Below are 21,965 nucleotides of genomic sequence, written 5' to 3' on the forward strand. Positions count from 1 at the left end.
AAACCGCCAAGAGTGGTATTCCCCCGACGGTTTGATATCGTAACAAGCATACTTTGTAATTCCAAGCAAACTTGTTTGGTAATTGATAGTAATTATCTCTTTGAGAATTGAGGAGCTCTTCTTGCTGCTTTGAGTCCGTATTTCTTTCTTTCTTTCATTCTTGGGTCTCTTGTTAAGAAACCTGCTTTTTTGAGTGCTGGTCTTAGTTCAGGGTCTGCTTGAAGTAATGCTCTTGCAATACCGTGACGAATAGCTCCAGCTTGACCTGTATATCCTCCACCATAAACATTTACTAGTACATCAAATTTATTTAATGTATCTGTTAATACTAAAGGTTGTTTAGCTATTACTTTTAAAGTTTCTAATCCAAAATAGTCATCCATATCTCTTTTATTTATTGTAAATTTCCCATTTCCAGGAACCAAATATACTCTTGCAACTGATTTTTTTCTTCTACCTGTTCCATAATATCTTACTTCAGCCATTTAGATATCCTCCCTTCATCCTTCTAATACTTGATTTCTAATACTTCTGGTTTTTGAGCTTCATGATTATGTTCAGCGTCTCTATAAACACGAAGTTTCTTTATCATTTTTCTTCCTAATTTGTTTTTAGGAAGCATTCCTTTTACTGCTAAGAAAACAGCTTTTTCTGGTTTTGTAGCCATAAGATCTCTGTATTTAATTTCTTTTAATCCACCTGGATATCCTGTATGATATCTTAAATATTTTTGATCTAATTTTTTACCTGTTAATTTTACATCTTTTGCATTTATTATAATTACATGATCCCCAGTATCTACATGAGGTGTATAAATTGGTTTATGTTTTCCACGAAGAATTTTTGCTACTTCAGATGCTAGGCGTCCTAATGTCATGCCTGTTGCATCAACAACATACCATTTTCTTTCAATATTTTCAGCTTTCGCCATATATGTTGCATTACTCATTGCATACCCTCCTTAATACTTTTATTTATTTTTCACGAATCTATTTAAAATCCGGGGCTAAGGATTTTAAAGTGGCATAATTACACAAAGAACATTATATTATATCCATCCTAGCGTGTCAAGGAATATATTTTTTTTACATAGATTCCCTCTATTCTACTAATATAATATTTCTACTAGGGTTAATCCTTGGGGAGGTGCTGTTTTTCCAGCTAAATTTCTATCTTTAGATAATATTATTTTTTCTATATCTGAAGGTTCTTTTTTCCCCATTCCTATTTCTATTAAAGTCCCTGCCATTATTCTTACCATATTATATAAAAAGCCATTGCCTTTTACTTCGAATATTATAAATGAGTCTTTTTTTAATACTTTTGCATCATAAATTGTTCTTATAGTAGTTTTTACAGAGCTTCCTGTAGAACAAAAGGATATAAAATCATGGGTTCCAATAAAATATTTTGCTCCTTTATTCATTAAATTTAAATCTAATTTTTTAGGAATATGGACACTTATATTTCTATATTGTGGAATTTTAAATTTTTTATTTAATATTTTATATTGGTATATCTTTTGTTTTACACTATATCTTGGATGAAAGTTTTCTTCTACTTCTTCTGCATTATTTATTATAATATCTTCTGGTAGTGCTGAATTTAAAGCATAAGGAATTCTATCTAAGGGAATAGTAGTGTCTACTTTTATTAAGGCTCTTTGCCCTAAAGCATGCACTCCTCTATCAGTCCTACTAGCTCCTATAACGGTAATATCTTGTTTAAATATTTTTTTACAGGCTTCTTCTATTTTTTGCTGAATTCCTATACCATTAGGCTGACGTTGCCATCCATTATAATTTGTTCCATCATATGAGATTGTAAGTAATATGTTTTTCAATTTTAAAACACCATTCCCATACTGTATTTTTACAGTTTCTTATAATACTAATAATACTAATTTTTATATGAATCGAATTAATATCATGATTAAAGTAAATATAGCTATTATTGTCATTGCAATATAATCTTTATTTTCTATTACTAACTGTTTCATTCTTGTTCTATTTTCTCCTCCACGATAACATCTAGCTTCCATTGCCATGGCTAATTCTTCTGCTCTTCTAAAAGCTGATATAAATAAAGGTACTAAAAGAGGAATTAGGCTTTTGGCTCTTTTTATAATTCCTCCACTTTCAAAATCTGCTCCTCTAGCCATTTGTGCTTTCATTATTTTGTCTGTTTCTTCTAATAATATAGGAATAAATCTAAGGGCGATGGTCATCATCATAGCTACTTCATGGGCTGGTATACCTATTTTTTTAAAAGGATTTAAAATGCTTTCTATTCCGTCTGTTAATTGTATTGGAGAAGTTGTAAGCGTTAATATAGAAGAACCTATAATAAGAAAAATGAGTCTTGTAGCCATTAAGCCTGCTGTATATAATCCTTCTCCTGTTATAGTTATTCCTTTATAACTCCAAAGAACATGTTCTCCCGGTGTCATAAATATGTTAAGAGCTCCTGTAATAAGGATTATAACAAAAATGGCTTTTAGCCCTTTTAGCATGTATTTAATCGGCACCTTAGATAAAAATATAATTATTCCTAAAAATATTGAAGTTATACCATATCCTATATAATTATTAGCAATAAATAGGTCGATTATGAAAATAAATGTTGCTATAATTTTTACTCTTGAATCTAATTTATGAATTAAAGAATTAGCTGGATAATATTGTCCTATTGTTATATCTCTAAACATATTTGCACCTACTTTTGTTTTTTCAATATTGAAGCTATTTCTTTAGCTCCTTCTTCCACTGTTAATATGTTAGTGGAAACATCAAGTCCTTTTTCTTTTAAAGCTTTCATAATATACATAATTTGTGGAGCAGCTAATCCCATTTTTTCTAATTCTTCAACATGTTCAAAAACACTAACTGGCGCTCCATTTAAAGCTACTTTTCCTTTATGCATAACAATGATTCTATCAACTAGTTTTGCAATGTCTTCCATACTATGAGATACTAGTATAACAGTAATTCCTAAAGTTTTATGTAATCTCTGTATTTGTGTTAGTATTTCATCTCTTCCCTTAGGGTCTAATCCTGCCGTTGGTTCATCTAAAACTAATATTTCTGGTTTCATAGCTAAAACTCCTGCTATGGCTACTCTCCTTTTTTGTCCTCCTGATAATTCAAAAGGAGATTTTTCATACATGTCTTCTTTTATTCCTACCATATCTAAAGCTTCTTTTACTCTAGCCTCTACTTCTTCTTTTGATAATCCCATATTTTGTGGACCAAAAGCTACATCTTTAAATATTGTCATTTCAAAAAGCTGATGTTCTGGGTATTGAAATACTAATCCTACTTTTTGTCTAATTTCTTTTAAGGAAGTATCTTTATCGTTTAATTTTTTCCCTAGGACAGTAATTGTCCCTTCTGTTGGCTTTAATAAACCATTAAAGTGCTGTATAAGCGTTGATTTCCCTGACCCTGTATGACCTATGATTCCAACAAATTCCCCTTTTTTAATGTGAATATTAATGTTATTTAAGGCTATTTTTTCAAAAGGGGTTCCTTTACTATAGACATGGGTTACTTTCTCGAATTTAATTGCCATATTTCATCCACCATTTCCTCTATTGTAAGTATTTCTGTAGAAATATTTATTCCTTGTTTTTGCATATAAAAAGCTAATTCTGTTACTTGTGGAACATCTAGTCCTAATTCTTTTAGTTTTTCTACTTGACTAAATATTTTTCTTGGAGTATCATCCATTACAATTTTACCACGATCCATAACAACTACTCTATCTGCTTTTATAGCTTCTTCCATATAGTGAGTTATATGTATAATAGTTATATTTTCTTTTTTATTTAATCTATATATTGTTTCTAGTACTTCTTTTCTTCCTACTGGGTCTAACATAGCTGTAGGTTCATCTAATATAATACATTCTGGCTTCATAGCTAAAACCCCTGCTATGGCTATTCTTTGTTTTTGTCCTCCTGATAATAAGTTAGGAGAATGGGTCATATATTCCGCCATTTGAACTGCATTTATAGATTCATCTACTCTTTTTCTTATTTCTTTTGGTTCTATTCCTAAATTTTCTGGTCCAAATGCAACATCTTCTTCTACTATAGCTGCTATTATTTGGTTATCAGGATTTTGAAATACCATTCCTGCTGTTTGACGAATATCCCATAGATTTTTTTGATCTTTAACATCCATCCCTTTTATTAATAAAGTTCCTCCTGTAGGATGTAAAATGGCGTTCATATGTTTTGCAAGGGTAGACTTTCCTGAACCATTATGTCCTAATATAACTACAAATTGCCCTTTTTGTATTTCTAAATTTAATTCATCTAAAGCTCTATGTTTAGATTCAATTTCTCCTTTATCATTATGGGTATAATATTCATAAATAAGTCCCTTGCTTGTTATTATTTTTTCCATATCTTCACCAGCCTTCATTAAAGCTTTATAATTGAAAATTAATTATTATATATAATAATTAATTTTCAATTATAAATTCATATATAATATAGGGATTAAGAAATTCTTCTTAATCCCTACTTAATTATACTAATTCAATAAATACTTCTTCTGCACCATCGCCCTTACGAGGTCCAATTTTTATAATTCTTGTATATCCACCTTTACGGTCTACATACTTAGGTGCTATATCAGTAAATAATTTTTCTACCATATCTACTTTTTTAGTATTTTTCCTTCTTTTTACTTTGCTAGTTTCTACTACAGGATATAAGATCTGTAGCATTTTTCTTCTAGCATTAAGACGAGATGGATTATCTTTTTTAATGGTCTTTTCTACTTCTTCAAAAACTGTAACTTTTTTACCGTTAACTACTTCTTTTATACGTTTACCATTTTCATCTTTTTTTGCCACTTTAGCTTTAACAGTTACTTCTGTAAAATTATCTTTTTCTTTAATAGCAAGAGTAATAAGTTTCTCCGCAATTTTTCTAATTTCTTTAGCTTTGGCTTCAGTTGTTTTTATTTTTCCATAATATAATAAATTAGTTACTTGATTTCTCAACAATGCTTTACGTTGAGAAGAAGTACGACCTAGTTTTCTGTATCCAGCCATCATTCAACCTCCTTTTCGTAAACATAAACAATCAATTTAGTCGTCACTTGGCTTTAGTGAAAAGCCTAATTCCGCAAGTTTATTCAATACTTCTTCTAAGGATTTTTTACCTAAATTACGCACTTTCATCATTTCTTCTTCGGTTTTATTAGTTAAATCTTCTACTGTATTAATACCTGCTCGTTTTAAGCAGTTGTAAGAACGAACAGATAAATCTAACTCTTCGATAGTCATTTCTAACGCTTTTTCTTTTTTATCTTCTTCTTTTTCAACTATCACTTCAACATTTTTAGCATTTTCTGATAAATTTATAAATAAATTCAAATGTTCACTTAAAACTTTAGCACCTAAGCTAACTGCTTCGTCCGGTTTCATAGCTCCATTTGTCCATACTTCTAATGTTAATTTATCATAATCAGTAATTTGTCCAACTCTTGTATTTTCAACATTAAAATTAACACGACTTACCGGAGTAAAAATAGAATCTACAGGAATTACTCCTATAGGTTGGTCTTTAGTTTTATTTTTATCAGAACTTACATATCCTCTACCTTTTACGATAGTCATTTCCATAAATAATTTGCTATCTGGGCCTCCACTTAATGTAGCAATATGAAGGTCTGGATTTACTATTTCAATATCTGAATCTACTTTTATATCTGCTGCCGTAACTTCACATTCTCCTGAAGCTTCTATATAAGCAACTTTAGGTTCGAAACTATCACTGTGATTTCTTATAGCAAGATTCTTGATATTAAGAATAATCTCTGTTACGTCTTCTTTCACTCCTGGGATTGTGCTAAATTCATGAAGTACATTTTCAATTTTAACACTACTAACGGCAGAACCAGGAAGAGAAGAAAGTAATATTCTTCTAAGCCCATTACCCAAAGTTGTTCCATATCCTCTTTCTAAAGGTTGCACAACGAAACGTCCATATTTCCCATCTTCTGATAACTCAGCGATTTCAATATTAGGTTTTTCAATTCCAAACACCCGATAAGCCCTCCTTTTTTGTTTTTAATCATATTGAGGGTGACAATATACCATATAGCATTTTCCCAAAAACACTTATAATTATTTTGAATATAGCTCTACTATAAGTGTTTCTTGAACATCAGTATCGATTTGATCTCTATTTGGTAAAGAAATAACTTTACCACTTAAGTTATCTTTGTCAGCTTCAAGCCATTCGGGTACAATTCTAGATGATGTTGTTTCAACTATCTCTTTAAATCTTTCAAGATTTCTAGAATCTTCTTTTATTTCTATAACATCTCCAACTTTTACTTCATAAGATGGGATATTTACTTTTTTACCATTTACTAGAATATGATTATGACGAACAACTTGTCTTGCTTCTGTTCTTGAACGTCCATATCCTAAACGATAAACTACGTTATCTAATCTCATTTCTAATAAACGAAGTAAATTTTCCCCTGTAATACCTGGAATACGATCTGCTTTTTTGAAATAATTTGCAAATTGTGTTTCAAGAACACCATAAATTCTTTTTGCTTTTTGCTTTTCACGAAGCTGAAGTCCATATTCTGATAATTTTTTTCTATTTTGTCCATGTTGCCCTGGAGCATAAGGTCTTATATCTACAGGACACTTTTGTGAAAAACACTTTTCTCCTTTTAAATACAGTTTTTGCCCTTCTCTACGGCATAATCTGCAAACAGGTCCTCTATATCTTGCCATTTTATCTACACCTCCTAAATCTAAACTCTTCTACGTTTTGGTGGACGACATCCATTATGGGGAACTGGCGTAACATCTTTAATCATTGTTACTTCTAATCCTGCTGCTTGAAGAGCACGAATAGCCGCTTCCCTACCAGATCCAGGTCCTTTTACTAATACTTCAACAGATTTTAATCCATGTTCCATAGCTGCTTTTGCTGCAGTGTCTGCAGCCATTTGAGCTGCATAAGGAGTGGACTTTCTTGATCCTCTAAATCCTAATTGACCAGCACTTGCCCATGAAAGAGCATTTCCATTCATGTCTGTTAATGTTACAATTGTATTGTTAAAAGTAGACTTTATATGCGCTTGACCCCGCTCAACATTTTTTCTTTCACGACGTCTACGGGTTGTTGCTCTTTTAGCTACTTTCTTTGCCATTTTATATAACCTCCTTTAACCCTTATTTTTTCTTGTTAGCAACGGTTCTTCTTGGCCCTTTTCTTGTTCTAGCATTATTCTTTGTATTTTGTCCTCTTACAGGAAGTCCTCTTCTATGACGAATTCCTCTATAACAACCTATTTCCATAAGACGTTTTATATTTAGAGCAATTTCTCTACGTAAATCTCCCTCAACCACTTGAGTCTTTTCAATAATTTCACGAAGCTTTCCTACTTCTTCATCTGTTAAATCTCTTACTCTTGTATCTGGGTCAATTCCTGCTTCTTTTAAAATTCTAAGAGAACTAGAACGACCAATCCCATAAATATAGGTAAGACCGATTTCTACACGTTTATCTCTTGGTAAATCTACTCCTGCAATACGTGCCATAAAATGTGTGCACCTCCTACAATCTTATTTTTTATCTATTATCATACTCTCTTCTATCAGCAATAACTTTTTACAACAGCCGCTTATGAGATTATATAATAAATTATATAATTTATCAATTATTTTATTTTTAAATTTATCATTAAGCTTGCCTAAGGTTTCTTGCCCCTTAGACAAGCATATAATATTTTTATTATCCTTGTTTTTGCTTATGTTTTGGATTTTCGCAAATAACACGAATGCGACCTTTTCTTTTTATTACTTTACATTTTTCACAAATAGGTTTTACAGAAGGTCTTACTTTCATTTGCTTATCTCCTTTCTTAATTCGAATTATTTGGATCTCCAAACAATTCGACCTTTTGTTAAATCATAGGGAGAAAGTTCAACAGTAACTTTATCCCCCGGTAAAATACGAATAAAGTTCATTCGAAGTTTACCAGATATATGTGCTAAAATTTTATGCCCATTTTCTAATTCAACATTAAACATTGCATTTGGTAATTTTTCTAGCACAGTTCCTTCTACTTCAATAACATCACTTTTCGCCAAGGTATCACGTCTCCTCATTTTAATCCTTTTTATTAGAAGAAGGATAATATTTTTTTAATGCTTTTTTTATATCTGAATCCGTAATTTTTTTCCCTTCTTCTATATTCTTTTTTATATGGTCTATTATATCATGTGTTTTTTGCACATGTATATTTTTTTTCTTTTTTGGCTTTTCCAATTTTCTCAAGGATCCATCTACTAAATATAGGTACTGCTTATCTACCTTTATAACAATAAATGGTCTTCCTTTATCTCGACCTGACTTGGAAAATACAACCTGACCGATGGTATATTCATTCATATTTTTCACCTGACCTCTTTTACAAAATAGTAAGAATTTCTGGCTCTCCATCTGTTATAGCAATAGTATGCTCATAATGTGCTGATAAAGAACCATCCCTTGTAACAACTGTATTGTTACTTAGTATTCTTACTTCATAGGTCCCCATATTAACCATAGGCTCAATAGCAAGTACCATTCCTTTTTGTAATTTGGGCCCACGTCCAGGTAATTTATAATTTGGAATCTGTGGATCTTCATGAAGTTTTTTACCTACTCCATGTCCTACAAGATCTCTAACAACAGAAAATCCATTGGCCTCTACATATTGTTGTATCGCAGTAGAAATTTCATATAAATGATTACCAGCCTTTGCATATTGAAGTCCTTTATAAAAACTTTCTCTTGTTACATCAATAAGTTTTTTTGTTTCTCTAGGAATTTCTCCAACTGCATAGGTCTTTGCTCCATCGGAATGAAATCCATCCAAATACACACCAATGTCAATACTTATTATATCCCCTTCTTTTAATTTTACTTTCTTACTAGGAATTCCGTGAACAACTTCTTCATTGATTGATGTGCATATGGATGCAGGAAAGCCGTATAATCCTTTAAATGAAGGAGCTGCACCTTGACTGCGGATAAATTCTTCAGCTATTTGATCTAATTCTATCGTGGAAATTCCTGGCTTTAGTGTTTGAGCTAGAAGTTCATGCGTCTTGGCAAGAATTAATCCTGCTTTTCTAATTTTCTTAATTTCATTTTCAGATTTTATAGTTATTCCCACTATTTATTCACTTCCAATGCCTTTTGAATCCTATTATTTATTTCATCAACATCTCCAACGCCATCTACTGTTAAAAGTATACCCATTTTTTCATAGTATTCAATCAAAGGTCTTGTTTGTTCATGGTATACATTTAATCTTTTTTTAACAGTTTCTTCTTTATCGTCATCTCTTTGTACTAAATTAGAGCCACATTCATCACAAATTCCTTCTTGTGAAGGTTTGTTGTATTTTATATGATAAGATGCTCCACATTTTTTACATACTCTTCTTCCAGCCATACGAACTATTATATTATCATCTGGAACATTTACATTAATTGCTTTATCTAATTTAATTCCCATTTCTTCTAAAGCTTTATCTAATTCTTCTGCTTGTGGAATAGTTCTTGGAAATCCATCTAGTATAAATCCATTTTTACAATCTTCTTCTATAAGGCGATTTTTTACAATCTCAACAACTAAATCATCAGGAACTAAAAGCCCTTTATCCATATATTCTTTTGCTTTTTTCCCTAATTCTGTTTTATTCTTTATATGCATCCTAAATATATCTCCAGTTGAAATCTGAGGAATATTAAATTTTTTAGATAAAAGGAGGGCTTGTGTTCCTTTTCCAGCTCCTGGTGCACCTAACATGATTATTCTCATATTATTCCCTCCTAATTTAACTTAAAAAACCTTTATAATGTCTCATAAGCATTTGGGCTTCTATTTGTTTTACAGTTTCTAAAGCTACACCTACCACGATGAGTAAAGATGTTCCTCCAAATACTATGTTCATCTTAAATATTACTTCTAATAATACAGGCATTAAAGAAACAATAGCTAAGAAAAGTGCTCCTACCATTGTAATTTGGTTTGCAACTTTAGTTAGGTAATCAGCGGTTGGTTTCCCTGGTCTAATACCTGGAATAAATCCCCCACTTTTTTTCATGTTGTCTGCAACATCTATTGGATTAAAAGCAATTGTTGAATAGAAAAATGTAAAGAATATAATAAGTAATGCATATAATGCTGCTCCAAATGGGTGAGTCCAACGTAGCCAATTTAATATAGTACCCCAAATTCCTGTTGGATTAGAATTAAAAAACCTTGTAACAGTTTCTGGGAATTGAATTAAGGACATAGCAAAAATAATAGGAATAACTCCACCTAAATTAACTTTAATAGGAATATGAGTGGATTGCCCTCCATATACTTTTCTTCCTGCTGTTCTTTTTGCATATTGTACTGCAATTCTTCTTTCTCCATTTTGAACAAGAACAACAAAACCAACTATTAAAATAAAGATGGCAACTAGAATAACAGTTTTTACATAATCTTTATAACTAAGAAGTACATTTATTCCAACTGGCAATCTTGAAACAATATTTACAAAAATAATTAAGGAAATACCATTCCCTATTCCTTTTTCTGTAATCTGTTCTCCTATCCACATAAGGAATGCTGTACCAGTTACAAAGGAAATAATAGCTATTATCCATGACCAAATATTAGGGTTAATTAAAATGTTTTGGCTTCTTAGAGCAAATGTAAATCCCCAAGCTTGAATAGCAGCCAATACAATTGTCAAATATCTAGTATATTTTGCTATTTTCTTTCGTCCTTCTTCTCCTTCTTTAGCTATTTCTTCTATTTTAGGAATAGCTATTTGTAGAAGTTGAAAAATAATCGAAGCATTAATATAGGGGATAATCCCCATTGCAAAAATAGTCATATCTTGAAATGCCCCACCAGAAATCATATCAAAAAGCCCTAAGGCTCCCCCCTGCTGTTCAAGTAAATCTTTGATAGCAGAGGAATTAACACCAGGAACAGGAATATGCGCTCCTAAACGGATGACTAGAAGCATCATAATAGTATACGTTAATCTTTTTCTTAAGTCAGGTATTTTCCAGGCATTTCTAAGGGTTTTAAACACCTAAATCACCTCTGCTTTTCCACCAGCAGCTTCTATCTTTTCAACCGCTGATTTACTGTATTGATTCACCATTACAGTTAACTTTTTATTCAGCTCTCCATTTCCAAGAATTTTTACGCCATCTTTAGGATTTTTAATAATTCCTACTTCTTTTAATTTATCAATAGTAACAACTGTATTATCATCAAAAATATTTAATTTTTCTACATTAATTGCAATAATTTCTTTAGAGTTTCTATTTGTAAATCCTCTTTTAGGAATTCGTCTATAAAGAGGCATTTGTCCACCTTCAAAACCAGGTCTTACTCCGCCTCCGGAACGAGCTTTTTGTCCTTTATGTCCTTTCCCTGCAGTTTTTCCTGCACCAGATCCATGCCCTCTTCCTTTTCTAAAACGACTTTTTTTAGATCCTTCAGCTGGTCTTAATTGGCTTAAATTCATTTTTGCACCTCCTTTAAAATCTTATCTTCTTACATTTCTTCAACTTTTACTAAATGAGAAATTCTATTAATCATTCCACGAATAGCAGCGTTGTCTTTTTGTTCAACAGTCTTATGAAGTTTAGTAAGGCCTAAAGCTTGTGCTGTTAACTTTTGTTTTGGTTTTGCTCCAATTGTAGATTTTACTAATGTAATCTTTAACTTATTAGCCACCGCAATTCCTCCTTACCCTAACAACTCTTCTAATGTTTTGCCTCGTAATTTTGCAACATACTCTGGACTTTTAAGATTTTTTAATGCTTCTATTGTTGCATTTACAACGTTTCTTTTATTATTGGAACCTAAGGATTTTGTTCTAATATTGCGGATCCCTGCTAATTCAAGTACAGCACGAGCAGGACCTCCTGCAATTACTCCAGTTCCTTCTGGGGCAGGTTTTAAAAGTACTCTAGCACTTCCAAATTCACCAATAAATTCATGCGGGATACTATCATGTTCATCTCTTGGCACATATATTAAATTTTTCTTTGCATCTTCTATAGCTTTTCTAATTGCATCAGGAATTTCACTTGCTTTTCCTAAACCTGCTCCAACATGACCATTTTCATCTCCAACAACTACCAAAGCAGAAAATCTAAAATTTCGTCCACCTTTAACAACTTTAGTAACTCTTTTTATTGTAACTACTCTTTCTTTTAATTCCATATTACTTGTATCAATTTTAGCTCTAGGCATCTTTTTCCCTCCTTTACTAGAATTGTAGTCCAGCTTCCCTAGCTGCATCTGCTAAAGCTTTTACTTTTCCGTGATACACATAGCCTCCACGATCAAATACAACTTTTGTAATTCCTTTATCTAAAGCTTTTTTAGCTACTGCCGCTCCTACTACCTTAGCAGCTTCTACATTATTAGTTTTTTCTAATTGATTTTTTATATCTTTTTCTAAAGTAGATGCTGCTGCTAAAGTAACACCTTTAACATCATCTATAACTTGAGCATATATGTGTTTATCACTTCTAAATACGGCCAATCTTGGTGTTTGGGCTGTACCATAAAGCTTTCTGCGTATTTTTAAATGCTTTTTAGCACGAACTTTAGAACGAGATTCTTTTTTTATCATATGGATTTCACCCCTTTTCTATTACTTACCTGTTTTACCTTCTTTACGTCTTATTACTTCATCTGCGTATTTAATTCCTTTTCCTTTGTAAGGCTCTGGAGGACGTTTAAATCTTATTTCTGCTGCATATTGGCCTACTTTTTCTTTATCGATTCCACTAACAATTATTTTATTTTGTCCTTCCACTTTACTTTCAATGCCTTCTGGATCTTCCATTTCTACTGGATGAGAATATCCTAAAGACAATATGAGTTTTTTACCTTGTTTTTGTACTCTATATCCAACACCATTAATTTCTAATACTTTGGAGAACCCATTAGTTACTCCTTCTACCATATTAGCAACCAGTGTTCTCGTTAAACCATGAAGTGCTCTATGTTTTTTTAGATCACTTGGTCTTGTTACTACTATTTCGTTGTCTTTAACCTCTATTGAAATTTCTGAAGATAATTTTTTTTCTAAAAGTCCCTTTGGTCCTTTTACAGTTACAATATTTCCATCTCCTACTTTTACTTCTACTCCAGATGGAATTGTAATCGGTAACTTACCAATTCGTGACATGGTTGCACCTCCTTAAGCTTCTTATAAAATTATTACCAAATAAATGCTATTACTTCTCCACCAACACCTAATTTTCTAGCATCTCTATCTGTTAATACTCCATTACTTGTAGAAATAATTGCAGTTCCAAGTCCACCTAATACTTTAGGTAATTCATCTTTGCTTGCAAAAACTCTAAGTCCTGGTTTAGAAATTCTTTTTAATCCTGAAATAACTTTTTCGTTTTTATCTCTTCCATATTTTAATGTAATACGAATTATCTTTTTTGCACCATCTTCAATAATTTCATATCCTTTAATATAACCTTCATTTAATAATATATCAGAAATAGCTTTTTTCATTTTTGAAGCAGGAATATCTACTGTATCATGTTTTGCAATATTAGCATTTCTGATTCTTGTTAGCATATCTGCAATTGGATCACTCATTGTCATTGAATGTACCTCCTTCCCTTTTTACCAACTAGCTTTTTTCACACCTGGAATTTGACCTTTATACGCTAATTCTCTAAAACAAATACGGCATATACCGAATTTTCTTAAATAACCATGGGGTCTTCCACAGATTCTACAACGATTATAAGCTCTTGTAGAAAACTTAGGTTTACGTTGTTGCTTGACTATCATTGCCTTCTTTGCCATTCGTTTCCCTCCTTTAATTACTTTCTAAATGGCATTCCAAATAACCTTAATAACTCACGAGCTTCTTCATCTGTCTTTGCTGTGGTAACAAAAATAATATCCATTCCTCTTATTTTGTCCACTTTATCATATTCAATTTCTGGGAAAATAAGCTGTTCTTTAATTCCTAAAGCATAATTTCCTCTTCCATCAAAGGAATTTGGATTAACTCCTCTAAAGTCACGAACACGAGGTAATGCTAAGTTTATTAAACGATCTATAAAATCATACATTCTTTCTCCACGAAGAGTTACCTTACATCCAATAGGCATCCCTTCACGAATTTTAAATGCAGCTACTGATTTTTTTGCTCTTGTTACAATTGGTTTTTGACCAGCAATGATTGTTAAATCATTTACTGCAGAATCCAATGCTTTTGAGTTATCTTTTGCTTCTCCAACACCCATATTGATTACAACTTTTTCAATCTTAGGTACGGCTAATCTATTCTTATACCCGAACTTCTTTATCATTGCATCTACGATTTCGTTTTCATACATTTCTCTTACTCTACTCAAAGCTTACCCTCCTTCCGATGCTTAATCAATTATTTCTCCTGTAGATTTAGCTACTCTATAACGAACTGCTTTTTTACGACCATTTCTTTCTTCTATTACAGTTTTTATTCCTAATCTTGTAGGTTTACCATTGTGTACATACATTACATTAGAAATATGAATTGGTCCCTCTTTATGAACAATTCCGCCTTGTCCCATAGGATTTGGCTTATTATGTTTTGTAATCATATTAACTCCTTCAACGATAACACGGTTATTTTTGCGGTCTATTTTAAGAATTTTTCCTTCTTTTCCTTTATCTTTACCTGCAATAACTCGTACTTTATCGCCTTTTTTAAGTTTAATTTTCACACCAAACACCTCCTTATAATACTTCTGGTGCCAAGGATAATATCTTCATGTATTTCTTTTCCCTTAATTCTCTCGCTACTGGCCCAAAAATACGAGTTCCTCTTGGATTTTTATCTTCTCTTATAATAACTGCTGCATTATCATCAAATCTTATATAAGAACCATCTGCTCTTCTAACGCCCTTTACAGTTCTAACAACAACTGCTTTAACAACGTCTCCTTTTTTCACAACACCACCAGGTGTTGCATCTTTAACTGAAGCAACAATAACATCTCCAACGTTAGCATATCTAACTTTGGATCCTCCTAAAACACGAATACATAAAAGTTCCTTTGCTCCAGTATTGTCAGCAACTTTTAATCTACTTTCTTGTTGAATCATGATATACCCTCCTTCCGAGTTGAGACATTATTTTGCTTTTTCAACGATAGAAACTAATCTCCATCTTTTATCTTTAGATAAAGGTCTTGTTTCCATTACTTTTACACGGTCACCAATTCTGCATTCGTTATTTTCATCATGTGCTTTTAATTTATAAGTTCTTTTTATAATTTTTCCGTATAAAGGATGTTTTACATTATTTTCAACAGCTACAACAATGGTTTTATCCATTTTATCGCTGATAACCTTACCTATTAATGTTTTACGAAGATTTCTTTCTCCCACAATGAATTCCTCCTTCCCCAGCAATCATTAACTATTTGCTTTTTGTGTAATGATTGTTTGAATTCTTGCAATATTTTTTCTTACTTCTCTAATTCTAGCTGTATTACTTAATTGATTTGTAGCATTTTGAAATCTTAAATTAAATAATTCTTTTTTTGCAGAAACTAGCTCATTTTTCAACTCTTCATATGTCTTATTTCTTAATTCTTCTAAATATGCATTACGCTTCATTACTATCACCGTCCATTTCTTGTTCTGCACGTGATACAATTTTACATTTGATTGGCAATTTGTGCATTGCAAGACGTAAAGCTTCTCTTGCTGTTTCTTCTGGTACTCCTGCAAGTTCAAACATTACTCTACCTGGTTTAACAACTGCTACCCAATACTCTGGAGAACCTTTTCCTTTTCCCATACGAGTTTCTGCAGGTTTTTGTGTGATTGGCTTGTCAGGGAATATTTTAATCCAAACTTTTCCACCACGTTTTATATATCTTGTCATAGCAATACGAGCTGCTTCTATTTGATTAGAAGTAATCCAGCTTGGTTCTTCTGCTACAAGTCCATATTCACCGTAAGTAATCTTATTACCACGAGTAGCTTTACCTTTCATACGACCGCGAAATTGTTTACGGTGCTTTACTCTTTTAGGCATTAACATTATTCATCGCTCCCTTCCTTTTTAGCTTTCTGAGGAAGAATTTCACCTTTATAGATCCATACTTTTACACCAATCTTACCATAAGTTGTATTCGCTTCTGCAAAACCATAATCAATATCTGCTCTTAATGTTTGTAGAGGAATTGTTCCCTCATGATAATGTTCTGTACGAGCTATTTCTGCTCCTCCTAATCGTCCTGAACAAGCTATTTTAATTCCTTTTGCTCCTGCTTTCATTGCTCTTCCCATAGCTTGTTTCATAGCTCTTCTAAAAGAAATACGATTTTCTAATTGTAGAGCAACATTTTCTGCAACAAGTTGTGCATCTATTTCTGGCTTTTTAACTTCTACTATATTAATCATAACTTTATTTGTTGTCATTTTTTGAAGTTCCTTGCGAAGCTCTTCTATAGCTGCTCCACCTTTACCTATTACCATACCTGGTTTAGAAGTATGAATGTGTATTTTTACTCTTTCTGCTGCTCTTTCTATTTCAATATTAGAAATTCCTGCTTCATATAATTTATTTTTAATATATTTTCTAAGCTTAGTATCTTCAATTAATAAATCAGCAAAATCTTTCTTTGGAGCGTACCATTTCCCGCTCCAGTCTTTATTAATACCGACTCTTAAACCATGGGGATTAACTTTTTGTCCCATATCTTACCTCCTTATCTCTCATTGAGTATAATCGAAATATGACTGGTTTTCTTTTCTATTCTATATGCTCTTCCTTGTGCTCTTGGACGAATTCTTTTCATTGTTGGTCCTTTGTTTGCATAAGCTTCTTCTACATATAACTTTGAAACATCCAATCCTTGATTGTTCTCTGCATTTGCCATAGCTGATTTTAATGCTTTTTCAATAATTCTTGCCGCTTTTCTTGGAGTATAAGCAAGAATTGCAAGTGCTTCTCCTACTGGTTTTCCTTTTATAATATCAAGAACAATTTTTGCTTTAGATGCAGATACTCTTGCATATCTTACATGTGCCTTAGGTCTTGTATCCTTATTTGAATTTCTTTCTCTTTTGATTTGACTTCTATGTCCTTTAGCCATGAAGCGACCCTCCTTCCATCAAACTATCTTACTTTCGATTTCTTTTCTGCGTCTTTTCCATGTCCTCTATAAGTTCTTGTTAACGCAAATTCTCCTAATTTATGACCAACCATATCTTCTGTAATGTACACAGGAACATGTTTTCTTCCATCATGTACAGCAATTGTATGACCAATCATTTGTGGAAAAATTGTTGAACGACGTGACCAAGTTTTTATAACTTTTTTCTCACCACTTTTATTCATTGCCTCAATTGCTTTTAATAGATGTTCATCTGCAAAAGGTCCTTTTTTAAGGGATCGAGCCATAATAATCCTCCTTCCAATCTAAAATTACTTCTGACCTCTTCTTCTAATAATATATTTATCTGAAGTTTTATTTTTCTTTCTTGTTTTTAATCCAAGTGCTGGTTTACCCCAAGGAGTAGATGGTCCTGGACGACCAATAGGTGCTTTACCTTCTCCTCCACCATGAGGATGGTCATTAGGGTTCATAACAGAACCACGCACTGTTGGACGAATACCCATGTGACGTTTTCTACCAGCTTTACCTATATTGATAAGCTCATGATCTATATTTCCCACTTGTCCTATTGTAGCTCTACATTCAATTGGAAGTAATCTTGTTTCTCCAGAAGGTAGTTTAACTGTAGCATATTTCCCTTCTTTAGCCATTAATTGAGCTACTGCCCCTGCAGAACGAACAAGTTGTGCTCCTTTTCCTGGTTTCATTTCTATATTATGAATGGTTGCACCTACAGGAATATTCTTCATAGGAAGTGAATTTCCTACACGAATTTCTGCATTTTCTCCACTCATTAATTTATCTCCTACTTTTAATCCATTAGGAGCTATAATATATCTTTTTTCTCCATCAGCATAATGTAAAAGAGCAATATTTGCTGTTCTATTTGGGTCATATTCAATAGAAACTACTTTTGCTGGAATTCCATCTTTATTTCTTTTAAAATCTATGATTCTATATTTAGTTCTAACTCCTCCTCCACGATGGCGAACTGTAATTTTCCCTTGGTTATTTCTACCTGCATGTTTTTTCAAAGAAACTACTAATGATTTTTCTGGAGTAGTCTTTGTAATCTCTTCAAAAGTAGACGAAGTCATATGTCTTCTTGAAGGGGTATATGGTTTATATTTTTTGATACCCATCGTCTTCACTCCTTTCAACTTTCTTACACGTACCCTTGCGTTTCATCCCTTAATTAAACTACATTCCTTCAAAAAAGTCAATATCCTTACTTTCAGCTGTTAATTTAACTATCGCCTTTTTTGTTTTTGCAGTTCTTCCTACATTCATTCCTCTTCTTTTAGTTTTTCCTTTTTGATTTAATGTGTTTACTTTATCTACTTTAACACCTTCAAACATTTTTTCTACTGCTTCTTTAATTTGTGTTTTTGTTGCATCAGGATGTACAAGGAAGGTGTATTTTTTTTCTGCCATTTGATTCATGCTTTTTTCAGTAATAACTGGTTTTAAAATAACATCATAGTATTTTAAATCTGCCATTATGCATACACCTCCTCAATATTTTTAAGTACATCTTTGCTTACAATGAATGAATCATATTTTAAAATATCATATACATTCATTGAATTTACAGGAGTAGTTTTTACATTTGGAAGATTCCTTGCTGATAAAACTATATTTCTATCATCTTCTCCTGTTACAATTAACGCTTTATTAACTTTTAAGTTATCTAAAACTTCTTTCATTTTTTTAGTTTTAATTTCATCTAATTTTAATTCATCTAAAACGATTAATTTATTTTCATTTACTTTACTAGATAAAGCAGATTTAAACGCTAATCTCTTTACTTTTTTATTTAATTTAAATGAATAATCTCTTGGTTTTGGAGCAAATACAACTCCACCACCTGTCCATTGTGGTGCACGGATAGAACCTTGTCTTGCTCTTCCTGTTCCTTTTTGTCTCCAAGGTTTTCTTCCGCCTCCACGCACTTCTGCACGTGTTTTAGCACTTTGTGTTCCTTGTCTTTGATTTGCTAAATACTGTACTACTGCAGAATGAAGTACATGTTCATTTACTTCTACTCCAAATATTGCATCATTTAATTCAATTTCTTCAACTTGCTGTCCTTGCATATTATATACAGCAACCTTAGCCATAATAAACTCCTCCTTTCCTCAAATATCAATTACGCCTTAACACTATCTTTTATAAATACTACTGATTTTTTAGGTCCTGGAACTGCTCCTTTAATAAGGAGTAAATTTTTCTCTACATCTACACGTACTACTTCTAAATTTTGAATAGTTACCTTTTCAGCTCCCATGTGACCTGGTAATTTTTTACCTTTAAATACTTTTGAAGGGAAAGAACTTCCACCCATAGAACCAGCCGCTCTATGATATTTAGAACCATGTCCCATAGGTCCTCTATGTTGACCATGTCTTTTAATAGCACCTTGATATCCTTTTCCTTTAGAAATACCTGTTACATCCACTTTATCTCCAGGAGCAAAGATATCTACTTTTATTTCGCTTCCTACTTCATAAGCACTGATATCTTCTAATCTAAATTCTTTTATTTTTCTTTTTGGAGATACTCCAGCTTTTTCAAAATGACCTTTTAATGGTTTATTAACATGTTTTTCTTTAGCATCAATAAAACCTACTTGAATTGCATTATATCCGTCATTCTCTACTGTTTTCTTTTGGATTACAACACATGGTCCTGCTTGTAAAACTGTTACAGGAATTTGTTTCCCATCTTCATCAAAAATCTGAGTCATTCCTATTTTAGTACCTAAAATAGCTTTTTTCATTTTTACACCTCCTATTAATCTACAGCGGATTGCAATACTGTACAATCATTCTAGATGAATTATCATTCGTAAACATATTAGAATACTGAATCTATTTCATCTAAAATTACTTTACATCTACTTTTATATCCACACCAGCTGGTAAATCTAAACGCATTAATGCGTCTACAGTTTTAGGCGTTGGAACCACAATATCAATCAATCTTTTATGAATTCTCATTTCAAATTGTTCCCTGGAATCTTTGTATTTATGAACCGCTCTTAAAATTGTGATAATTTCTTTTTTAGTTGGCAATGGAATAGGTCCACTTACTTTAGCTCCAGTTTTTTTAGCAGTTGAAATTATCTTTTCAGCTGATTGATCGATTAATTTGTGGTCATATGCCTTTAAACTAATCCTAATTTTTTGATTTGCCATAAAAAAAGTCCCCTCCTTTTCGCACTCTTTATTTAGTACGACAAGTGGCGACTGCACACTCACCCGGGTGTATCTAATAATACACAACTGCATCATAAATGCATTCCGTCGATATAGTACAGTGACCTTGTCGCCCCGTTTCTTGAACTGGACATTCGCTCCGTGAAAATTCTCCCACTGTGTGGCAACCTTTCACTTCATCACTCTCAATGTCACAACATTTATGAGTATACAATAAAATAACCCTTATTGCAAGGTTTTTTTAAATTTCTTCTTGATTTTTTCAAGGTAATTTTATCCAACTGAAAATAAAAGTCACATCTTTTTAGGATGTGACTTTTTATGTTGTATTATTTAATGATTTCTACAACAGAACCTGCACCAACTGTTCTACCACCTTCACGAATAGCAAAACGAAGTCCTTTTTCCATAGCAACTGGTGCAATAAGTTCAATTGTCATTTCTATGTTATCTCCAGGCATACACATTTCTACTCCTTCTGGAAGAGTTATAACGCCTGTAACGTCTGTTGTTCTAAAATAAAATTGTGGTCTGTAGCTTGAAAAGAATGGTGTATGACGTCCACCTTCTTCTTTCTTAAGAACATAAACTTGAGCTTTGAAAGTTGTATGTGGTGTAATAGAACCTGGTTGAGCTAAAACTTGTCCTCTTTCAACTTCATCTCTTTGTACTCCACGAAGAAGTGCTCCAATATTATCCCCAGCTTGTGCTTGGTCTAATAATTTACGGAACATTTCTACTCCTGTTACAACTACTTTCCTTGGTTCATCAACAAGTCCTACAATTTCTACTTCGTCTTGTACTTTAAGTACTCCACGTTCTACTCTACCAGTAGCAACTGTTCCACGTCCTGTAATAGAGAATACATCTTCTACAGGCATAAGGAATGGTTTGTCAATATCACGTTCTGGAGCTGGGATATATTCATCAATAGCTTCAAATAATTCGATGATTTTGTCTCCCCATTCACTATTTGGATCTTCTAATGCTTTAAGAGCAGATCCTCTAATTACAGGAATATCATCTCCTGGGAAGTCATATTCACTTAATAATTCACGAATTTCCATTTCAACTAAATCAAGTAATTCTTCATCGTCTACCATATCACATTTGTTCATAAATACAACGATGTAAGGAACTCCTACCTGACGAGCAAGAAGAATATGTTCTCTTGTTTGAGCCATAGGACCATCTGTTGCAGCAACAACGATAATTGCACCATCCATTTGAGCTGCTCCTGTGATCATGTTTTTAACATAGTCAGCATGTCCTGGGCAGTCAACGTGTGCATAGTGACGATTTGGTGTTTCATATTCAACGTGTGCTGTGGAAATAGTAATTCCACGTTCTCTTTCTTCTGGAGCTTTATCGATATTTTCGAAAGCTACAGCTTCTCCAAATCCATATCTAGCATGAAGTGTTTTTGTAATTGCTGCTGTTAATGTTGTTTTCCCATGGTCAACGTGTCCAATTGTACCAATGTTAACATGTGGCTTTGTTCTTTCAAATTTAGCTTTTGACATTTTAATTTTCCTCCTTTTA

At 32.5% G+C, this 21,965-nt stretch carries 39 protein-coding genes; all 39 read right to left on the reverse strand.

What is annotated here, in order from left to right; translation table 11 throughout:
• Window positions 1-92: 92 nt before the first annotated feature.
• Complete coding sequence (gene rpsI / locus OM90_RS05655; RefSeq protein WP_058485932.1) at window positions 93-485, reverse strand: 30S ribosomal protein S9; 393 nt, start codon at window positions 483-485, stop codon at window positions 93-95.
• Window positions 486-508: 23 nt separating this feature from the next.
• Window positions 509-949 (reverse strand): 50S ribosomal protein L13, encoded by a 441-nt coding sequence (rplM, locus tag OM90_RS05660; protein ID WP_058485933.1) that lies wholly within the window; start codon window positions 947-949, stop codon window positions 509-511.
• 159 nt (window positions 950-1,108) lie between these two features.
• Window positions 1,109-1,843: a tRNA pseudouridine(38-40) synthase TruA gene (truA, locus tag OM90_RS05665; RefSeq protein WP_058485934.1), complete on the reverse strand. Its 735-nt coding sequence runs from the start codon at window positions 1,841-1,843 to the stop codon at window positions 1,109-1,111.
• Window positions 1,844-1,906: 63 nt separating this feature from the next.
• On the reverse strand, window positions 1,907-2,707 hold the full coding sequence (locus OM90_RS05670; RefSeq protein ID WP_058485935.1) for an energy-coupling factor transporter transmembrane component T family protein: 801 nt from the start codon (window positions 2,705-2,707) through the stop codon (window positions 1,907-1,909).
• A gap of 8 nt (window positions 2,708-2,715) precedes the next feature.
• The gene (locus OM90_RS05675; protein WP_058485936.1) at window positions 2,716-3,570 is read right to left on the reverse strand and encodes an energy-coupling factor transporter ATPase; all 855 of its coding nucleotides are present in this window, start codon (window positions 3,568-3,570) and stop codon (window positions 2,716-2,718) included.
• On the reverse strand, window positions 3,546-4,409 hold the full coding sequence (locus tag OM90_RS05680) for an energy-coupling factor transporter ATPase (protein ID WP_058485937.1): 864 nt from the start codon (window positions 4,407-4,409) through the stop codon (window positions 3,546-3,548). The genes OM90_RS05675 and OM90_RS05680 overlap by 25 nt, the downstream gene beginning before the upstream one ends.
• Window positions 4,410-4,533: 124 nt before the next feature.
• A complete protein-coding gene (locus OM90_RS05685; RefSeq protein ID WP_058485938.1) occupies window positions 4,534-5,064 on the reverse strand; it encodes a bL17 family ribosomal protein in 531 nt (176 codons plus the stop codon).
• A 36-nt stretch (window positions 5,065-5,100) separates the two neighbouring features.
• On the reverse strand, window positions 5,101-6,060 hold the full coding sequence (locus tag OM90_RS05690; RefSeq protein WP_058485939.1) for a DNA-directed RNA polymerase subunit alpha: 960 nt from the start codon (window positions 6,058-6,060) through the stop codon (window positions 5,101-5,103).
• 81 nt (window positions 6,061-6,141) lie between these two features.
• Window positions 6,142-6,768, reverse strand: a complete 627-nt coding sequence (rpsD, locus tag OM90_RS05695; RefSeq protein WP_058485940.1) for a 30S ribosomal protein S4 — start codon at window positions 6,766-6,768, stop codon at window positions 6,142-6,144.
• 20 nt (window positions 6,769-6,788) lie between these two features.
• Complete coding sequence (rpsK, locus tag OM90_RS05700; protein WP_058485941.1) at window positions 6,789-7,190, reverse strand: 30S ribosomal protein S11; 402 nt, start codon at window positions 7,188-7,190, stop codon at window positions 6,789-6,791.
• A 22-nt stretch (window positions 7,191-7,212) separates the two neighbouring features.
• Window positions 7,213-7,581 carry a 30S ribosomal protein S13 gene (gene rpsM, locus OM90_RS05705; RefSeq protein ID WP_058485942.1) on the reverse strand — a complete coding sequence of 123 codons (369 nt, stop codon included), beginning with the start codon at window positions 7,579-7,581 and terminating at the stop codon, window positions 7,213-7,215.
• Between the two features lie 193 nt (window positions 7,582-7,774).
• Entirely contained in the window at window positions 7,775-7,888 is a 114-nt protein-coding gene (gene rpmJ / locus OM90_RS05710) for a 50S ribosomal protein L36 (RefSeq protein WP_058485943.1), read from the reverse strand.
• 26 nt (window positions 7,889-7,914) lie between these two features.
• Entirely contained in the window at window positions 7,915-8,133 is a 219-nt protein-coding gene (gene infA, locus OM90_RS05715) for a translation initiation factor IF-1 (protein ID WP_058485944.1), read from the reverse strand.
• A 19-nt stretch (window positions 8,134-8,152) separates the two neighbouring features.
• Window positions 8,153-8,443 carry a KOW domain-containing RNA-binding protein gene (locus tag OM90_RS05720; protein ID WP_202813789.1) on the reverse strand — a complete coding sequence of 97 codons (291 nt, stop codon included), beginning with the start codon at window positions 8,441-8,443 and terminating at the stop codon, window positions 8,153-8,155.
• A gap of 10 nt (window positions 8,444-8,453) precedes the next feature.
• Window positions 8,454-9,203 (reverse strand): type I methionyl aminopeptidase, encoded by a 750-nt coding sequence (gene map / locus OM90_RS05725; RefSeq protein WP_084757979.1) that lies wholly within the window; start codon window positions 9,201-9,203, stop codon window positions 8,454-8,456.
• On the reverse strand, window positions 9,203-9,853 hold the full coding sequence (locus OM90_RS05730; RefSeq protein ID WP_058485946.1) for an adenylate kinase: 651 nt from the start codon (window positions 9,851-9,853) through the stop codon (window positions 9,203-9,205). Before OM90_RS05730 ends, map begins: the two co-directional genes overlap by 1 nt.
• A 16-nt stretch (window positions 9,854-9,869) precedes the next feature.
• Window positions 9,870-11,126, reverse strand: coding sequence for a preprotein translocase subunit SecY (secY, locus tag OM90_RS05735; RefSeq protein ID WP_058485947.1), 1,257 nt, complete (start codon window positions 11,124-11,126; stop codon window positions 9,870-9,872).
• On the reverse strand, window positions 11,127-11,567 hold the full coding sequence (gene rplO, locus OM90_RS05740; RefSeq protein ID WP_058485948.1) for a 50S ribosomal protein L15: 441 nt from the start codon (window positions 11,565-11,567) through the stop codon (window positions 11,127-11,129).
• A 29-nt stretch (window positions 11,568-11,596) separates the two neighbouring features.
• Entirely contained in the window at window positions 11,597-11,779 is a 183-nt protein-coding gene (gene rpmD, locus OM90_RS05745) for a 50S ribosomal protein L30 (RefSeq protein ID WP_058485949.1), read from the reverse strand.
• Between the two features lie 12 nt (window positions 11,780-11,791).
• Entirely contained in the window at window positions 11,792-12,301 is a 510-nt protein-coding gene (rpsE, locus tag OM90_RS05750; RefSeq protein ID WP_058485950.1) for a 30S ribosomal protein S5, read from the reverse strand.
• A gap of 16 nt (window positions 12,302-12,317) precedes the next feature.
• Window positions 12,318-12,686 (reverse strand): 50S ribosomal protein L18, encoded by a 369-nt coding sequence (gene rplR, locus OM90_RS05755; protein ID WP_058485951.1) that lies wholly within the window; start codon window positions 12,684-12,686, stop codon window positions 12,318-12,320.
• 21 nt (window positions 12,687-12,707) lie between these two features.
• Window positions 12,708-13,247, reverse strand: coding sequence for a 50S ribosomal protein L6 (gene rplF, locus OM90_RS05760; RefSeq protein WP_058485952.1), 540 nt, complete (start codon window positions 13,245-13,247; stop codon window positions 12,708-12,710).
• 32 nt (window positions 13,248-13,279) lie between these two features.
• Complete coding sequence (gene rpsH, locus OM90_RS05765; protein ID WP_058485953.1) at window positions 13,280-13,681, reverse strand: 30S ribosomal protein S8; 402 nt, start codon at window positions 13,679-13,681, stop codon at window positions 13,280-13,282.
• A 21-nt stretch (window positions 13,682-13,702) separates the two neighbouring features.
• A complete protein-coding gene (locus tag OM90_RS05770; RefSeq protein WP_058485954.1) occupies window positions 13,703-13,888 on the reverse strand; it encodes a type Z 30S ribosomal protein S14 in 186 nt (61 codons plus the stop codon).
• A gap of 17 nt (window positions 13,889-13,905) precedes the next feature.
• Window positions 13,906-14,445: a 50S ribosomal protein L5 gene (gene rplE, locus OM90_RS05775; protein ID WP_058485955.1), complete on the reverse strand. Its 540-nt coding sequence runs from the start codon at window positions 14,443-14,445 to the stop codon at window positions 13,906-13,908.
• A gap of 21 nt (window positions 14,446-14,466) precedes the next feature.
• Window positions 14,467-14,790, reverse strand: coding sequence for a 50S ribosomal protein L24 (gene rplX, locus OM90_RS05780; RefSeq protein WP_144428550.1), 324 nt, complete (start codon window positions 14,788-14,790; stop codon window positions 14,467-14,469).
• A gap of 19 nt (window positions 14,791-14,809) precedes the next feature.
• Window positions 14,810-15,178, reverse strand: a complete 369-nt coding sequence (gene rplN / locus OM90_RS05785; RefSeq protein WP_058485957.1) for a 50S ribosomal protein L14 — start codon at window positions 15,176-15,178, stop codon at window positions 14,810-14,812.
• A gap of 27 nt (window positions 15,179-15,205) precedes the next feature.
• The gene (gene rpsQ, locus OM90_RS05790) at window positions 15,206-15,463 is read right to left on the reverse strand and encodes a 30S ribosomal protein S17 (RefSeq protein ID WP_064505504.1); all 258 of its coding nucleotides are present in this window, start codon (window positions 15,461-15,463) and stop codon (window positions 15,206-15,208) included.
• Between the two features lie 27 nt (window positions 15,464-15,490).
• Window positions 15,491-15,694, reverse strand: a complete 204-nt coding sequence (gene rpmC, locus OM90_RS05795) for a 50S ribosomal protein L29 (RefSeq protein WP_058485958.1) — start codon at window positions 15,692-15,694, stop codon at window positions 15,491-15,493.
• On the reverse strand, window positions 15,684-16,124 hold the full coding sequence (gene rplP / locus OM90_RS05800; protein WP_058485959.1) for a 50S ribosomal protein L16: 441 nt from the start codon (window positions 16,122-16,124) through the stop codon (window positions 15,684-15,686). The genes rpmC and rplP overlap by 11 nt, the downstream gene beginning before the upstream one ends.
• Window positions 16,124-16,783, reverse strand: coding sequence for a 30S ribosomal protein S3 (rpsC, locus tag OM90_RS05805; protein WP_058485960.1), 660 nt, complete (start codon window positions 16,781-16,783; stop codon window positions 16,124-16,126). The genes rplP and rpsC overlap by 1 nt, the downstream gene beginning before the upstream one ends.
• 11 nt (window positions 16,784-16,794) lie before the next feature.
• A complete protein-coding gene (rplV, locus tag OM90_RS05810; RefSeq protein ID WP_058485961.1) occupies window positions 16,795-17,181 on the reverse strand; it encodes a 50S ribosomal protein L22 in 387 nt (128 codons plus the stop codon).
• Between the two features lie 23 nt (window positions 17,182-17,204).
• Window positions 17,205-17,489 carry a 30S ribosomal protein S19 gene (rpsS, locus tag OM90_RS05815; protein WP_058485962.1) on the reverse strand — a complete coding sequence of 95 codons (285 nt, stop codon included), beginning with the start codon at window positions 17,487-17,489 and terminating at the stop codon, window positions 17,205-17,207.
• A gap of 24 nt (window positions 17,490-17,513) precedes the next feature.
• Entirely contained in the window at window positions 17,514-18,347 is an 834-nt protein-coding gene (gene rplB, locus OM90_RS05820) for a 50S ribosomal protein L2 (protein ID WP_058485963.1), read from the reverse strand.
• A gap of 58 nt (window positions 18,348-18,405) precedes the next feature.
• The gene (gene rplW / locus OM90_RS05825; protein ID WP_058485964.1) at window positions 18,406-18,705 is read right to left on the reverse strand and encodes a 50S ribosomal protein L23; all 300 of its coding nucleotides are present in this window, start codon (window positions 18,703-18,705) and stop codon (window positions 18,406-18,408) included.
• Complete coding sequence (gene rplD, locus OM90_RS05830; protein ID WP_058485965.1) at window positions 18,705-19,325, reverse strand: 50S ribosomal protein L4; 621 nt, start codon at window positions 19,323-19,325, stop codon at window positions 18,705-18,707. Before rplD ends, rplW begins: the two co-directional genes overlap by 1 nt.
• Before the next feature lie 29 nt (window positions 19,326-19,354).
• A complete protein-coding gene (gene rplC / locus OM90_RS05835) occupies window positions 19,355-19,984 on the reverse strand; it encodes a 50S ribosomal protein L3 (protein WP_058485966.1) in 630 nt (209 codons plus the stop codon).
• A gap of 106 nt (window positions 19,985-20,090) precedes the next feature.
• Window positions 20,091-20,402, reverse strand: coding sequence for a 30S ribosomal protein S10 (gene rpsJ, locus OM90_RS05840; protein WP_058485967.1), 312 nt, complete (start codon window positions 20,400-20,402; stop codon window positions 20,091-20,093).
• A 350-nt stretch (window positions 20,403-20,752) separates the two neighbouring features.
• Window positions 20,753-21,946 (reverse strand): elongation factor Tu, encoded by a 1,194-nt coding sequence (gene tuf / locus OM90_RS05845; protein ID WP_058485968.1) that lies wholly within the window; start codon window positions 21,944-21,946, stop codon window positions 20,753-20,755.
• Between the last annotated feature and the right edge of the window lie 19 nt (window positions 21,947-21,965).

This window comes from Defluviitalea phaphyphila, assembly GCF_001466305.1.
GTDB lineage: Bacteria > Bacillota > Clostridia > Lachnospirales > Defluviitaleaceae > Defluviitalea_A > Defluviitalea_A phaphyphila.